Consider the following 14,975-nt stretch of genomic DNA (forward strand, 5'->3'; position numbering starts at 1 on the left):
GCCGGGGCCGGTGCAGCCTAGTTCCCCGCACGATCCGTACAGGGCGCCAGGTGGATCGGGGCCTGGGCGGTGGCGCCCAGATCGGTGCAGCCCTGCGCCGTGCACAGGTGCCAGGCCGAAGGCGTATCCCCCGAAGCCGCCAGCGTCAGCGAGGGCACGGGTTTCAGCGTCGGCGTCCAGATCCACCAGCCGTCGGCGAAATGGCCGCCCGGGCCGGGCTCCATCCCGGCGCCCGATCCCTTCACCGCCGCCTCGACCAGGTGCAGGCGGTGGGTTTCGGTGACTTCCCAGGTCTCGCGCCAGTCTTCACGCTCGACCGAATGGGTCCAGTCGAGCGTGAATTGCCCCGAGCCCCCGAGGGCGATCACCATCGCCCCCGCCATCAGGCAGCCGGTCACGCCGCCACCGGGGGCTTGCGCCGCCACCACAGGTTGACCCCGAAGAGGATCGCCAGGGCAAAGCCCAGCTCGTCCGTGACGGGCAGGGCGGCGACCAGGGTGAAGGCCGCGACCATGGCCAGCGCGCGTTCCCACAGTTTCAGCGGGCGTCCCAGCCAGCCGATCACGGTAACGCCCCAGAGGCCGAGCGCCACCAGCGCCTTGACGACGACATAGGCGACGGCGGGCCAGTAGCCGATGTCCGTGGCCAGAGCACCGCCGTCCTGCAGCATCAGGGCGGGGGTATAGACCGCCATGAAGGGCACGACAAAGCCCGCGGCGGCGACCTTGATGGCCTCCATGCTGATTTTCAGTCCGCTTTCCTTGGCGATGGGGGCGGCGGCAAAGCACGCCAGCGCCACCGGCGGTGTCAGGTCCGCCAGGATGCCGAAGTAGAAGACGAACATGTGGCTGACGATCAGCGGCACGCCCAGGGCCAGCAGCGCCGGGCCCGCGATGGACGAGGTGATGATGTAGTTCGGGATCGTCGGGATCCCCATGCCAAGGATGATGCAGGTGATCATGGTCAGGATCAGCGACAGGAACAGGCTGTTCTGGCCGACGCTGACGATGAACTGACCAAAGGTGTTCGCCGCCCCCGTCAGGGTCATCACGCCGATGATCACGCCCACCAGCGCGCAGGCGATCCCCACCGGCAGCGCGGTCTTGGCGCCATCCGCCAGGCTGTCGCGGCAGATCGCCAGCGTCTCGCGGCCGCCCTTCGAGAAGGCATTGACCACCACCAGCACCGCCAGGATCAGCAGCAGCGCATTGATCCCCACCTTGAAGAACGCTGCCGCGCACAGGCCAAGCGCGATCCAGAACACCACCCGGATCACCATCGACGACATGCCCATCGCGACCGCCGTGCCCAGGATCAGCAGGCCGGTCATCGCCAGCCCGATGGTGCCCGCGAAAAGCGGCGTGTAGCCCGAGAACAGCAACCACACCAGCACCGCCAGCGGCAGGATCAGGTACCAGCCTTCCCGCAGCGCCTTGCGCGCCGAGGGCATCTGGTCGGGTGCGAGGCCCCGCAGGTCCTGCTTGCCGGCCTCAAGATGCACCATCCAGAAGGTCGCGGCGAAATACAGGATCGCCGGCACCAGCGCCGCCTTGACGACCTCGATGTATTGCACGCCCAGGGTCTCGGCCATGATGAAGGCCACCGCGCCCATCACCGGCGGCATCAGCTGCCCACCCATCGAGGCCGTGGCCTCGACGCCCCCGGCGAAGGCCGAACGGTAGCCGAAGCGCTTCATCAGCGGGATGGTGAACTGGCCGGTGGTCACGACATTCGCCACCCCGGACCCCGAGATCGTGCCCATCAGCCCCGACGACAGTACCGAAACCTTGGCCGCGCCCCCCATCCGGTGCCCCACCAGCCCCAGCGAGACATCGGTGAACAGCTTGATCATCCCGGCCTTTTCCAGGAAGGATCCAAACAGGATGAACAGGAAGATGTAGGTGGCCGACACATAGGTCGGAATACCGTAGATGCCTTCGGTGCCATAGGCGATCTGCTCGACCACCTGTTCGAAGGCATAGCCGCGGGTCTGGAAGGGGCCGGGGGCATATTGCCCCAGGAAGGCATAGGCCAGGAAGAAGGCGCAGATGATCGGCAGGGCCGGGCCCATCAGCATCCAGGCGGCGGCAAAGACGCAGAAGATCGCGATGCAGCCGATGATCAGGTCCGGCAGGTTCGGATCGCCCGCCCGGAACAGCAGCGGCGTGTATTCGACCCACTGGTAGGCCGCGACGGCGACACCGGCGGCCGCCAGCACCCAGCACAGCGCCTTCGACACCGGGCCCATCTTCTTGGCGATGGCCAGCAGCGGAAAGCCGATGGCCATCAGGAAGCCCACGTGCACCGCCCGCATCACCTGGCTGGGCAGGTCGATCACGTGCGCCGCGATGGCGATCTGATAGGCCGAAAACACCACGGCCAGCCAGAACAGGAACCGGCCCACGGTCCCGGCCGGAAAGCTCTCGGCGAGGGGATCGTGCAGATCGGCGGTCTCCGCCGCGGCAGAGGTCTGTGATTGTTCGGTCATGTGGATACTCTCCCAGGGCGGAAGACGGCCCCCGCAGGGGCCGCCTGCGCGGGCCTTACATCAGGCCCATTTCCTTGTAGTACTTGATCGCGCCGGGATGCAGCGGGATGGGCGAGTTCTTGACCGCATCCTTGATGTCGATCGCCGCCGCTGCCGCATGGGCCGCCTTCATCTGGTCGAGGTGCTCGAACAGCAGCTTGGTCATCTGGTAGGCCAGTTCGTCCGAGACATCCGACGAGGTGACCAGGATGTTGGTGATGGTCAGCGTCGGAATGTCGGCATCCTGCCCCGGATAGGTGCCCGCCGGGATGATCCCCGAGGCATAGGGCGCGCCCAGCTTCTCGGCCACTTCGGGCGGGACCGAGACATAGGTCACGTCCTGGGTCGAGCTGAGGTCCTTCAGCGCCGCCGAGCCCAGCCCCGAGGATTGCAGCGTCGCATCCAGCTGGCGGTTCTTCATCAGCTCGACGGATTCCGCGAAGGGCAGGTATTCGACCTTGCCCAGATCCTTGTAGGTCATGTCCATGGCGCCCAGGATCTTGCGGGCGTTGACCTCGGTGCCGGATTTCGCCGCGCCGACCGACACTTTCATCCCCTTCAGATCCGCCACCGTCTTGGCGCCCGAGGCCGCGGTGGCGGCGATCTGGATGTAGTTCGGATAGATCGCGGCAATGGCGCGCAGCTTGGTCAGCGGCTTGCTAAAGCCCACGTCGGCATTGCCCTCATAGGCATCCTTGACCGAATCCCCGAGGGCAAAGCCGATCTCTCCGCGGCCCTGCTGCAGCAGGTTCAGGTTCTCGACCGAGGCCTTGGTGGATTGCACCTGTGCCTTCGCGTCGGGGATGTTCTGGGCATAGATTTCCGACAGGGCGACGCCCAGCGGATAATACACGCCCGAGGTGCCCCCGGTCAGGATGTTGATGAATTCGGTTGCCTGAGCGGCGGGTGCAGCAATGGCAAGGCTGCCGGCGAGCAAGGCGCCGAGCCCAAGGGTTCTGATCATGATGTCCTCCCGTTACGGTGCGTCAGGGCGCACGTCGTGCGGGTATTGTTGGGGTGGACTCGCTTGTATGCAATGGGTTTTTGCGCCGGGGTGCGGATTTCGTCGCGGCGTTCTGCCCGGGGTCTGGCAGAAATCTGCCCCGCGTTCAGGCGGGTTCGGGGGCGAGGCGGCGCAGCGCCTGGCCATGGTCAGGCAGCTGCGACAGGATCTGCCGGGTCAGCGCCTGCATGGGCGGCGCGAAGGGCGCGGGGCCAGGAGCCGCAGCCTTGGGGCGCCAGCCCATGCCCAGCAGGATGAACTCGTAAGCGGCGGGGCTGAAGGGCGAAAACCGCGCCGAGAAATCCGCGAAGGAAGGCGGCCGAAGCTCCCACAGCGCCAGCAGATGCGCCAGGCGTTCGGTGCGTTGCGCGGCTGCCGCGGCATCGCGCCAGAATGCCGTGTAGCGGCGCTGCGCCACCGCGTAATGCAGCGCCAGGAAATCCGCCAGGTCGTCGTGCATCTCGGCCAGCAGCTGGTTGTAGCGCAGCGCCAGCGGGGCCATCGGCAGATGCGGCGCGGGGGGGAACATCTCGCACAGGACGCGGGCGGCGTAATCGGCCAGATACAGGCCGGTGCTTTCCAGCGGCTCCAGGAACCCCGCGGCCAGGCCAAGCGCCACGACATTGCCCTGCCAGGGCGCGGGGCGGCGGCCGGGGGCAAAGGGGATCATCCGCACGGGCAGGTCGGGATGGCCTTCGCTGGCGCGCAACGCCGCTTCGGCCGCTGTATCGTCCAGATGCGCCGAGGAATAGACATAGCCGCGCCCCCGCCGCGCGCGCAGGCCGATGTCCCAGCTCCAGCCCGCATCCAGCGCCCGGGCGCGGGTGTAGGGGCGGGGGGTGAAGGCGGGGTCGGGCTCGGGGATGCGCATCACCACGGCGCGGTCGCACAGCAGTCGGTCGCCATAGCCCACCCAGCCGCGATCACCCAGCAGCCGGGCGCGGAAACCGGTGCAGTCGATCCACAGGTCGGCCTCCAGCCGCCCGGCGTCGCGGGTCTGCAGGGCAAGGACATCGCCCGAGGCCGCGCGTTCGACCTGGGTCACATGGGCCTCGATGTGCCGCACGCCCTGCCCCTGCAGGTGCCGCGCCAGAAGCCCGGCGAATTTCTCGGCATCGAGGTGATAGCCATAGGGCACCGGGCCGGTGTAATCGCGCCCCTCGGCCGCGCGGGGGGCACGGTCGGCGGCGATCAGGTCGGGCTGGGCGCTGGCGATCCGGGCAAAGGGGATCTGGCCGTCGCCCGCCAGCCAGCGCGCGACAATGTCGCGCGGCAGGGCGTGGCGGTGAAAGGGATGCAGGCAGCGGCTGCCGGGGCCGGACCAGTCGTCGAAGGCGATGGCGTGCTTGAAACTGGCATCGCAGCCGCGCAGCACATCGGCCTCGGCCAGGCCGAAGCGGCGCAGCATGTCGCGAAAGGTGGGGATGGTCGCCTCTCCGACGCCGATGCGGGGCGTTTCGGGGCTTTCGACCACGCTGATCAGGACCGGCCCGGGGCCGGTCCCGTTCAGATGCACCTGCAGGGTGGCGGCGGCGATCCAGCCGGCCGAGCCGCCGCCCACCACGGTCACGCGCATCAGGCGTCTTCGGTCTCGGCCTCGGGGGCGGGTGCTGCGGCCTGCGCGGCGGCGGCCCGTCGGGCCATCGGCGTCAGATTGTTGAGCGATTGCATGTGGATGTAGCACAGCTCCAGCTCGTCCGTCTGCGCCATCGCGGCAAGCGTCTCGGGTGGCAGCGCCTTCAGCTTGTCGCGGTCGATGGTGAAGAAGCCGCCCAGCTGCGTCTGCTCGCCCCCCGGCAGGCTGAACTGGGCCTGGGCGGGTTTCAGAAGATCGTTGTCCTTCAGGCGCTTGCAGAACAGCTGCGTGCGGTCGAACAGGCCCTGGTATTCGCGGGTGAAGGTCAGCATGGTTTCCAGATAGCGGGTCCGGTTGCCATCGGCATCAAACAGGCGCTCGCCGCGGCCGTCCTTGTTGAAGCCCTCGAATTCCTCGTCGATGCACAGGGTGAAGGTCTTGCCGTCCTGGGCGCGGGCAAAGACGAAGGGATAGCGGCGCAGGAAGGCCGGAACATAGCCGCCGGTCCAGCTGCCATCGGCGGCGACATTGGCGTTTTCATTGGCGCGCATCCCCAGGATCACCGTGGGAAAGATGTTCTGCGCGTCGCCCGCAAAGACGATGGCGTAATCCGTCGCGGCCGAGATGAATTCGGCCGCCAGCAGCGGCACGGAATTGACCTCGCGCGCAAAGCTGTAGGAGCGCCCCGCCTGGAGCGACCAGTCGCGGTGCCGCTCGGACGAGACCGGCACGGCGCGTTCGTAGATCATCAGCTGCTTGGCCACGGAAAATCCTCCCTCGGAAATGCCATTCTGGGTTGTCCCTGCGGAAAGGCTAACCGCGAAAGCTGTGCGTGACCAGTCAAATTCAACCTTTTGGCAAGGGATGCAGCCGCGCGGCCTCGTCGCCATGGGCGGCGATATAGGCATGGGTCAGGCCCAGGCATTCGGTGGCGCCGCAGGCGGCGCGGTGCGGGCACTGGTAAAAGCCGTTGCGGTCGAATTCCTGCCAGAAGGCCGGGTCGATCATCAGCAGCGGCTGGGCATTGACCAGCGCGTCGCGCTGATCGCCCATCAGGCATTCGGGGACATTCTTGACCTCGACATGGCGGCCCAGGGCGCGGGCCTCGCGGATCGCCCGGCGCAGCGGCGGCAGCAGGTCGGACAGCGGCACGATCAGCCCGCGAGGGTCGGTCTCGGCCATGGGGAAGAAGTTCCAGAACTCCATCTGCACCAGGCGCTTCAGATGCGACAGCGCCGCGACCAGCGCCGGAAGGTCCTGATAGCAAAGGCTTGTGACCACGGTATTGGTCAGCAGCCGGACCTCGGGGTCGTCATCCAGCAGCGCCAGGCCGTGCATCATCTTTTCCCAGGAACCGGGCACCTGGGTGATCGCGTCATGCTGCGCGGCGTCTGCCCCCGCGACCGAGACGAAGAATTCGTTCACCCCGGCACTGCGCAGCCGCGCCGCATAGCCCGGCCGCCCCAGGTGCATCCCGTGGGTCTGGATGCGGACGCGGGCAAAGCCCGCGGCGCGGGCGCGTTCGGCCAGCCGGGGCAGGTCGGCGCGCAGGGTGATCTCGGATCCGGTCAGGATCAGCCCCTTCCAGCGGTGGTGGTCGCGCTGTTCCTGCAGCACCTTGTCGAACAATGGCGGCGGCGTCGCCTGCAGGCGGTCCATCGTGCCCTCGATCATGCAATGGACGCATTTCAGGTTGCAGCGGAACTCCATCGTGACGCTGACGTAATCAGCGTGATCGCGCAGCGACAGCTTCGGGCCCTGCAGCGGCCCGGGGGTGGTGACGCCGGCGCGCACGCCGGGCAGATCCAGCGCCCGGCGGGCGGCAAGGGCGGGGTCGCGGGGCTCAGACGAGGCCATAGACGCTGCCTTTCGTGGCAAGGATCCGACCGTCGCGGCAGTGCCAGTCATAGCCGATGTCGAACAGCAGATGCGAGAACCGCGCCAGGTTGTCGCGGAAGAACCCCCGGATGGCGTCAGGATAGCCCAGCCGGTCCAGACAATCCGCCGTCTGCCCCGCCGCTATGCGCGAGAAATAGATCCCGTCGGCCGCGCGCTTGTTGGCGACAACCAGCGTCTGTGGCGTGATCCCGGGCCAGAGCCAGGGCGACAGATCGCCCAGCGGCTGGCCGGCATGGGCGGTTTCCGCCAGCTTTTGGCGGATCGCGGGGGCCTCGGTCAGGGCATTGAAGAAAAAGTAGAAATTTCGCATTTCCCAGCCCGCGCGGGTCAGCCCGTAGCAGATCCCCGAAGACACGCTGCTGCCAGGATTGCCGATATAGAGGTCCAGCTGATCGACCGGCTTGCCCGCCAGTTCCTCGGCGCCGATCTCGATCGAGAACATGAAATAGGGCCGGTCGTCGCCGCTCAGGGGGGCGTCGATGCGGATCAGCCCCTGCAGCGCCCGGGCCAGGGCGCGGGTGTCAAAGCGGCGCTCCAGCCGGGCGTAATCGTAGAAATAGAACTCCCAACTCAGGCGGCCTGCGACGTGTTTCAGGCCCCAGACGGTGTTGAACGGGCCATTGGCGGCGATCAGCGCGTCGCAGACCGCCAGCATCTTCGCAGACAGTCCGGCGGCGGCGAACGAGTGATAGAGCAGCGCCGAGGATTGCCAGCTGTCCGCCCCCGGCAGGCGCGGCGGGTCATAGGGCCAAAGGCAGAAGTCGCGCGTCGGATCCGCCCGGCGGGCCGGGTGCAGGCGGTCGGCCAGCGACCAGTCGGGGGCGGTCAGGTGCATGAGGGTTCCCCCAAGGGGCCGGTGACACGTTCGACCCCGTGATAGAGCGTGGCAAAGGCGCGCCCGTCGCGGGCGGTGCCGGCGGCCACGTGATCCAGCCGCGATCCGGCGTGATCCCGCAGCCAGTCGCGGGCGGCAGGGCCCAGCAGCCCCGACAGTGCCGCCCGATGATCGCCGACCCGCGCCTGCAGCGCCGTCAGGTTCAGATCCAGCGAACAGCGCACAGACCCGGGCTCTGTCACCTCCAGCAGGGGCAGGGGGCCGGGCAGGGTGGCGAGCATCAGCAGCGCCTGCCGGACGGGGCCTTCGGGCAGGGCAGAGGTGATCCGGCGGTGCAGTCCCGGCCCGTCCAGCGGCCCGGGATCGTGGTAGCGGCTGATCGCATGGGCGCCGCCGGGGATCCATTTCAGCGCCAGGAAGGCCAGCCCAGGCTCTGGCCGGTCGGGGGGCGGGAATTCCAGGTAGCATTTCAGCACCTCGGCGCGGGCCTCGGGTTCATAGCCGAAATGGATCGCACTGGCGCGGCTCTGCAACGGCAGGATCTGCGCCAGCCCCCGGGGCGGCGCCTCGAGGCGGTTCAGCAGCCCCGCCAGCACCCGCGACGGCCCGGGACCAAGCGCCCCGCGCGGAAAGCTGACCAGAAAGCGGCCGTCGCGCAGCTCGTCCCCGATGACCTTCACGGAATATTCCCGCAGCAGCGGGCGTTCGATGCCTTCAAGGGCGTCCAGCAAGGGGCGGGCCAGGGTCATTCGGCCTCTCCCGACAGGGCCAGCAGCGTGCCGAGGCCGCGGTCCGAGGCCAGCAGGTCATGGCGCATCCGCCCGTGCATCCGTTCTACCCGGCGCTGACGGGCGCGAAAGGCCAGCGCCGCGGCGCCGGGGCCCAGATGGCGCAGCAGGCGCGCGGCGCGGCGGCTCCAGCGGGCGCCCTGATGGGCCATCAGCTCGTCCTCCAGCGAGAGAAAGCGCTCGACCCGGCCCGGATCGCCCTGCCGGCCGCAGCGCCCCTCCAGCTGGCGATCGACGCGGCGGCTGTCGTGGCGTTCGCTCAGCAGCACATGCAGCCCGCCCAGATCGGCAATGCCCGGGGCCAGCTTGATGTCGGTGCCGCGCCCGGCCATGTTGGTGGCCACCGTCACCGCGCCGCGCTGCCCGGCCCGGGCGACGATCTGCGCCTCGTCGGCATCCTGCACCGCGTTCAGCACCTGATGCGCGATGCCACGGGCCCGCAGCGCCGCGCTGACCTGCCCCGAGGCCGCGACCGAGCGCGTGCCGATCAGCACCGGCGCGCCGCTTGCCTGCAACGCGGCGGTGCGCGCGGCCAGCGCCTGCCATTTCTCGGCCCCGGTGGCAAAGACCCGGTCGGCGCCAAAGCTGCGCCGGTCGCCGCGGTGCGGCGGGATCCGCACCACGCCCAGCCCATAGACCGAATAGAGCTCCCATGCGGCATCGAGGCCCGTGCCCGTCATCCCGCCAACCCGTTGATAGCGCCGAAAGAACCGCTGGTAGGTGATGCGCGACAGGGTTTCGCGCGGATCCGTCGGCCGGGCCCCGTGGACCAGTTCGATCATCTGGTGCAGGCCCTCGGACCAGCTGCGGTCGGGCTGGATGCGGCCGGTGTTCTCGTCGACGATCTGCACCTTGCCGTCGCGGATGACGAAATCATTGTCGGCCCGGAACAGATGCAGCGCCGACAGCGCCTGCACCACCGCATGGTCCCGGATCACCGCGACGCGGAACGGGCCGGAGGCGTATTGGCCCATGATCTCGAGGCGTTCGGCACCTTCGGGGGTGATCTCGATCCGGCGTTCGTTGCTGTGGATGCGGTAATCGCGCCCCTGCTCCAGCGCCCGCGCGGCCTTTAGCGCGCGCGCCAGAAAGGCCGGGTCCTGGTTGCCCGCCCCCTCTGCCTGGCCCGAGATGATCAGCGGCGTGCGCGCCTCGTCGATCAGGACCGAATCCGCCTCGTCGATCAGGGCGAAATGCAGGCCGCGCATCCGCAGCCCGGTGTCCCGCTGGCCGGAGATCCGCTCCAGCTTGCGGCGCAGGTTGCCGGGGGTGCGGCGCAGCACCATGCGGTCGCGCAGGTAGTCGAAGGCGATTTCCTTGTTGGCGGCAAAGACGATATCGGCGCGGTAAAGGGCGCGGCGCTCGTCCCCGGACTGGCCCGCCTGCACGACGGCGCTCGACAGCCCCAGCAGATCATAGAGCGGCCGCATCAGGTCGCGGTCGCGCTGCGCCAGATAGTCGTTCACCGTGATCACATGCACCGGCACCCCCGCCAGCGCCATCGTGCAGGCGGCCAGCGTGGCGCAGAGTGTCTTGCCCTCGCCGGTGCGCATCTCGGCGATGGTGCCGCGCAGCAGGGCATAGCCGCCCAGCAGCTGCACGTCGTAGTGGCGCATCCCAAGCGTCCGGTGGGCGGCCTCGCGCAGCAGGGCAAAGACCGGGCCCAGGTCCCGGGCACGCGGCACGCCCTGCGCCATCGCCTGCCGCAGGGGGGCGCGCAGGGTCTGCGCCAGCGCCTGCAGTTCGGCATCCGACAGCGCGGCCATACGATCGCCATGGGCCTGCGTCGCGGGCAGGATCGCCCGCAGCGCCTGCCCCCGCAGCCCGGCCGCACGCGCCATCGCCAGACCCGCCAGCCGCCGCGTGACGCGATCAAGGCGGCTGTCCTCGGCATCGGGGCGTTCGGCATAGGTGGCGATGCGCGGCAGCGACAGGCGTCGCGGGGGGATCAGGCCCAGCTCAGACATGGAAGCGCTTCAGGAACAGTTGCCGCAGGGCGCGCCCCATGCGGCGGCCCACCGGTTCGTCGCCATGGTCAAAGCGCACCTGCACCCGTTCGCCCACATAGGGCAGGCCGGTGGGCTCCAGCGGCGCCAGATCGAACAGGAACAGCCGCTGCACGGTGCGGCGCCCCTCGGGGTCGGCGGGATCGGGGGCAAAGGGCCCCCCCGCCGCGGTCGAGAGCGCGCGCGAGGGCAACTGCATCACCCCCTCGGGCGACAGGCCGGCGATGCGGGCGGGGATCTGGGTCTGCGGCGCGCGTTCCAGCCGCAGGCTGATGCGGTCGGTGGCGCGCACCAGTTCCGCGGTCTGCTGCGGCACCGCCACGCGGTAGCGGCGGGCGTCTTCGGGCACCAGATAGCCCAGCACGGCGCCCTTGTGCAGCATCCGCCCCGTCAGATCGGCAGCGCCGGGGATCACCGCCTGGCCATCGCGCGGCGCGCTCACCGTCAGGGCGGCGGCGCGCTGGTCATAAAGCCTCAGCCGGCCTTCCAGATGCAGCACCTGTTCACGCAGCAGCTTGGCCTGCACCGCGTCCGATCCGGCGACACCCGCCAGCTTCAGCCGGACTTCCTCCAGCCGGGCGCGGGCCAGGCGGCGTTCCGACGACAGGATCGGGTCCTCCATCCGCAGCAGGGTGGTGCCGGCGGTGACGGCGGCCTCGGACACGGGGGCTTCGGCCACGAACCCATCGGTGGCGGCGCGCAGGATCTGGTCCTCTTCCAGCCACAGCACGCCGGTGGCCAGCGTCCGGTGCGGCAGCGGCAGGGCAAAGACCAGCGCCAGCGCCCCCGCCACGGCCGCCCCGCTGACCGCCAGCGCCCGCAGCCTGCGGCCCCGCAAGGATCCGCTGGTCAGCAGGAATTTCAGCCCCTTCCAGGCCGGGAACAGGAACACGTTCGACAGTGCCCAGGCCGCCAGCAGCACCCCGATGAAGAAGAATTTCGACGCCACCACCAGCGCGATCGTGACCGAGATCGACATCCGGTAGCAGAACCCGGCAATGGCGTAGAACAGGAACCAGCCGCGTTCTCCCGGCGCGGTCACGGGGCTTTCGACGCCCTGCGCCCCCAGCAGGTAGCGCTGCACCAGATACCAGAAATAGCCCGAGGCCCGCTGGCCCAGATTGGGGATTTCCACCACGTCGGTCAGCACGAAATAGCCGTCGAAGCGCAGCAGCGGATTGCCGTTGAACAGCAGCGTCGAGACGCCCCCGATCAGCATCACGTTGAAGGCAAAGGCCCGCACCAGCCCCGGTTCGACATTGATCCAGACGATCATCGCGATGGCGGCCAGCGCCAGTTCCACCATGATGCCCGCGCCCCCCACCACCGCGCGGCGCCATTTCTCCGGGAAGGCGGCCGAGGCCGAGGCATCGACATAAGGCACCGGCACGAAGACCAGGAACATGGTGCCGATCTCGTGCACCTCGCCGCCCCAGACCTTGGTGGCATAGGCATGGCCCATCTCGTGGATGGCCTTGACCAATGGGAAGGCCAGCGCGATCAGCACCAGGTTTTCCGCCGTCAGCACCCGGTCGATGACCCCGCCCAGCAGTTCCGGCCCATGCAGCACGGCCAGCGTCACGCCTGTGATCACAAGCGCCAGCCAGCCCAGGAACCCCCAGATCGTGAAAAGCGGCCGCACCAGCCCCACCGTCCGGTCCAGAAAGGCATCGGGGTCGAACAGCGGCAGCCGCAACGCCAGAGGGTTCCTCAGCCGCGCGATCATCGCGCTGCGGCTCTGGTCGTGATGGCGGCGGCCCAGTTCGGCGATGTCGGGGGCCATGTCGCCCGCGATCAGGTCGGATCCGTGCAGCTGCGCCAGCAGGCGGATGACCTCGGACTGGGTGGGGGGATCGTCGTCAAAGCGGCTGCAGGCGGCTTCCCACAGGCTCTGGACGGTGCGGCGGCCGTCCATCAGCGACAGCATCAGGTTGGCGGCGGGGCTCAGGCGGTGGTAGCGGCCCGAATGGCTGTCCTGCACGACGAACCATGTGGCACCGCGAAAGCGTTGCCGGTGGATCTGGACATGGCTGCGCAGCCGCGGTTTCAGCGGCGCGACGCGGTACCAGTCCTGGCTGAGAAACCCTTGCGCCACAGCCTACCCCCCCAGCCAGCGCCAGGCCCAGAGCCGCGCCCAGTCGGTCATCGGCTGCGTCCAGATGGCGATCAGGCGGCGCTGCCCGGCGTCGATCTTGGCCACCCCCTCCATCCCGGGCTGCAGCGCGGCAGTGTCGCCGGAAAACGCGGCCTCGACCCGGAAGGTCGTGGCGCCATCGGCATAATCCGCGACCGGCGTGATCTGGGTGACGGCGAAGGCAAAGCTGCTTTCGGGCAGGGCGGTCGCGACCAGCGTGCCGGTCTGGCCGGGATGCACATCGGCGATGCGGCGTTCATCGACATCCAGCACCAGCCGGTATTCCCCCGTGGGCGCCACCGTCAGCAGCGCATCGCCCCGCGCCACCGAGGCGCCGATGCTCTGGCTCAGATCGCCCGAGATCACCAGCCCGTCGAAGGGCGCGCTCAGCCGGGCGCGTGCCAGCTGCTTGTCGATCAGCGCGATTTCGGCCTCGGCCTGGGCGATCTCGGCCCGGCGGGCCTGGGTTTCCGAGCGGTCCCGGGCGGCCAACGCGCGGTCGTATTCGATCTGCTGGCGCTGGCGTTCGGTGACCAGCCGCAGCCGTTCCAGCGCCATCTCCCGGTCATCCAGTTGCACCAGAAGCTGCCCGGCACGCACCGGATCGCCCGCCCGCGCGCGGGCCTCGGCGATGAAGCCGTCATAGGGGGCGGCGATGGTGCGCTGGATCCGCCCCGAGACCTGCGCCTGCGCCGACACCCGGTCCGGCCCCACAGCAAACCAGCAGAACCCGGCCCCCGCCAGTAGTACCAGCAGCGCGATCTTGCGCCCCGGATAGCCCGGCCCGAAGACGCGGGTGAACTGGCGCGCGCCGGCCTCGGCCAGCTTGGTCAGCAGCCAGCGGTCGCCCCGGCGCTTTTCGTCCAGCACGGGGGCAAGGACGGTGGTGACGGCCTCGAGGATCTCAAGCTCGTCCTGGGTGAAGGGGGTATCCTGGGGGCGTTCGAAGGTGATGGCGCCGATGAAATGGCCAAGCGCATAAAGCGGCACCGTGATCACATGGCCGGTGCCCTGTGCCCGCGCCAGCGCCTCGTGACGGTGGGCGGCAACGGGATCGGCGCTGTCCTCGGCGGGCCACAGGACGGGGCCGCGCTGGTCGATGGCCTCGTCCATGGCGGCGCCCAGCAGGCGGATCAGGTTCATCTGCCGGGAAAACTGCGCCGAATGGGAAATCGCCACCACCCGGCACGACCCCAGCCGCCGGAACCCGACCGAGACCCGGTCGCAGCCAAAGCGCGTCGCCAGATCGGTCGCGGCGGCCCGGGCGGCGGTGGCGATGTCGTCGCGTTCGGCCACGGCAATGACCGCGTTCAGCGCGGCAATGGCATGGTCATGGCGGTGGCGGTCCGCCAGCATGACCTGCCGCCGCGCCAGATCACGCATCCAGGCCGCGCCCCATTGCAGGCGACGCATCGCCTCGCGCAGTTCGGCCGCGTCCTCGGGCAGGATTTCCAGCGTCACGGCGCCCTGCACCTGCCCCTCGATCGTCAGTGGACAGGCCAAGGCCACCAGCCCGCCCGAGGGCCGCCCGTCATCGCCCACCGCGCCGCGCACCACGCCACGATCGCCCGTCATCGCATCCTCGGCCGCGGCCAGCACCAGCCCCGAGGGGATGCGGGCCTCGGGCCAATGGGCGGCGGCGCGGGGGCGGCCGCCCTCTGGGTCGGTCAGGAAGACGCTGGCGCCCTCGGCCCCCTCGACCTGGGCGGCCATCAGAGGCGCCCAGGCGCGGGCGGCCTCGGGCAGGTCCTGCGTGCGGCCAAGGGCGCGCCAGGGGTGCGGCGTGCCGCGCGTTGGAACCTCTGCCGCGCCGGGGATCCCCAGCCCGTCCTCCATCAGTCGTCGACCTTCAGGATCCCGTGCCGGGCCTCGTATTCGCGCAGCACGCCGGTCAGGATCTGATGCAGCCGCTTGGCGGCAAAGGGCGTCATGATCACCCGGTTGGTCAGATCGACCCGCAGGGGCCCCGCATCGGCGGGGTTCCAGCTGCGGTTGGTGCCGAAGAAGACCTCGACCTGTTCGCGGGTGCCCTGAACGTTGACGACATTGGCGAAACTGGTCGCCATCGCCTCGTCATTCCAGACCACCATCGACTTGCGGTCGCCCTGTGCCTCGGTTTCGTCTTTCGCCATGTGGCCCTCCCCGGTCATGATGGCGGCGGCCCCCCTCCCGAAGGGGCCGCCGACTGTGGTCAGATCAGCGGGCGC

12 protein-coding genes are annotated in these 14,975 nt (G+C 69.3%); all 12 read right to left on the reverse strand.

Annotation, left to right across the window (positions count from 1 at the left end; all coding sequences use genetic code 11):
- Nucleotides 1-17 precede the first annotated feature (17 nt).
- The gene (locus AC2ITM_RS20355; protein WP_486470265.1) at nt 18-398 is read right to left on the reverse strand and encodes a DUF1850 domain-containing protein; all 381 of its coding nucleotides are present in this window, start codon (nt 396-398) and stop codon (nt 18-20) included.
- Complete coding sequence (locus AC2ITM_RS20360; RefSeq protein WP_486470243.1) at nt 395-2,488, reverse strand: TRAP transporter permease; 2,094 nt, start codon at nt 2,486-2,488, stop codon at nt 395-397. Before AC2ITM_RS20360 ends, AC2ITM_RS20355 begins: the two co-directional genes overlap by 4 nt.
- Nucleotides 2,489-2,543: 55 nt before the next feature.
- Nucleotides 2,544-3,491 carry a TAXI family TRAP transporter solute-binding subunit gene (locus AC2ITM_RS20365; RefSeq protein ID WP_486470244.1) on the reverse strand — a complete coding sequence of 316 codons (948 nt, stop codon included), beginning with the start codon at nt 3,489-3,491 and terminating at the stop codon, nt 2,544-2,546.
- A gap of 145 nt (nt 3,492-3,636) precedes the next feature.
- Nucleotides 3,637-5,106: a tryptophan halogenase family protein gene (locus AC2ITM_RS20370; protein WP_486470245.1), complete on the reverse strand. Its 1,470-nt coding sequence runs from the start codon at nt 5,104-5,106 to the stop codon at nt 3,637-3,639.
- Nucleotides 5,106-5,870, reverse strand: coding sequence for a SapC family protein (locus AC2ITM_RS20375; RefSeq protein WP_486470246.1), 765 nt, complete (start codon nt 5,868-5,870; stop codon nt 5,106-5,108). Before AC2ITM_RS20375 ends, AC2ITM_RS20370 begins: the two co-directional genes overlap by 1 nt.
- 82 nt (nt 5,871-5,952) lie before the next feature.
- Nucleotides 5,953-6,855: a radical SAM protein gene (locus AC2ITM_RS20380; RefSeq protein ID WP_486470266.1), complete on the reverse strand. Its 903-nt coding sequence runs from the start codon at nt 6,853-6,855 to the stop codon at nt 5,953-5,955.
- A gap of 94 nt (nt 6,856-6,949) precedes the next feature.
- On the reverse strand, nt 6,950-7,840 hold the full coding sequence (locus tag AC2ITM_RS20385; protein WP_486470247.1) for a hypothetical protein: 891 nt from the start codon (nt 7,838-7,840) through the stop codon (nt 6,950-6,952).
- Complete coding sequence (locus AC2ITM_RS20390; protein WP_486470248.1) at nt 7,831-8,589, reverse strand: hypothetical protein; 759 nt, start codon at nt 8,587-8,589, stop codon at nt 7,831-7,833. The genes AC2ITM_RS20385 and AC2ITM_RS20390 overlap by 10 nt, the downstream gene beginning before the upstream one ends.
- On the reverse strand, nt 8,586-10,595 hold the full coding sequence (locus tag AC2ITM_RS20395) for a preprotein translocase subunit SecA (protein WP_486470249.1): 2,010 nt from the start codon (nt 10,593-10,595) through the stop codon (nt 8,586-8,588). Before AC2ITM_RS20395 ends, AC2ITM_RS20390 begins: the two co-directional genes overlap by 4 nt.
- A complete protein-coding gene (locus AC2ITM_RS20400) occupies nt 10,588-12,729 on the reverse strand; it encodes a PqqD family peptide modification chaperone (RefSeq protein ID WP_486470250.1) in 2,142 nt (713 codons plus the stop codon). Before AC2ITM_RS20400 ends, AC2ITM_RS20395 begins: the two co-directional genes overlap by 8 nt.
- 3 nt (nt 12,730-12,732) lie before the next feature.
- A complete protein-coding gene (locus AC2ITM_RS20405) occupies nt 12,733-14,604 on the reverse strand; it encodes a GAF domain-containing protein (protein WP_486470251.1) in 1,872 nt (623 codons plus the stop codon).
- Nucleotides 14,604-14,900, reverse strand: a complete 297-nt coding sequence (locus tag AC2ITM_RS20410) for a DUF3467 domain-containing protein (RefSeq protein WP_486470252.1) — start codon at nt 14,898-14,900, stop codon at nt 14,604-14,606. Before AC2ITM_RS20410 ends, AC2ITM_RS20405 begins: the two co-directional genes overlap by 1 nt.
- Nucleotides 14,901-14,975 lie beyond the last annotated feature (75 nt).

Source organism: Pseudooceanicola sp. NS-SX9, assembly GCF_057380705.1.

Coding starts and splice junctions, on each gene's coding strand:
- AC2ITM_RS20365 (WP_486470244.1), bottom strand. CDS start 3,491: ATGATCAGAACCCTTGGGCTCGGCGCCTTGCTCGCCGGCAGCCTTGCC.
- AC2ITM_RS20370 (WP_486470245.1), bottom strand. CDS start 5,106: ATGCGCGTGACCGTGGTGGGCGGCGGCTCGGCCGGCTGGATCGCCGCC.
- AC2ITM_RS20385 (WP_486470247.1), bottom strand. CDS start 7,840: ATGCACCTGACCGCCCCCGACTGGTCGCTGGCCGACCGCCTGCACCCG.
- AC2ITM_RS20410 (WP_486470252.1), bottom strand. CDS start 14,900: ATGGCGAAAGACGAAACCGAGGCACAGGGCGACCGCAAGTCGATGGTG.
- AC2ITM_RS20405 (WP_486470251.1), bottom strand. CDS start 14,604: ATGGAGGACGGGCTGGGGATCCCCGGCGCGGCAGAGGTTCCAACGCGC.
- AC2ITM_RS20390 (WP_486470248.1), bottom strand. CDS start 8,589: ATGACCCTGGCCCGCCCCTTGCTGGACGCCCTTGAAGGCATCGAACGC.
- AC2ITM_RS20395 (WP_486470249.1), bottom strand. CDS start 10,595: ATGTCTGAGCTGGGCCTGATCCCCCCGCGACGCCTGTCGCTGCCGCGC.
- AC2ITM_RS20360 (WP_486470243.1), bottom strand. CDS start 2,488: ATGACCGAACAATCACAGACCTCTGCCGCGGCGGAGACCGCCGATCTG.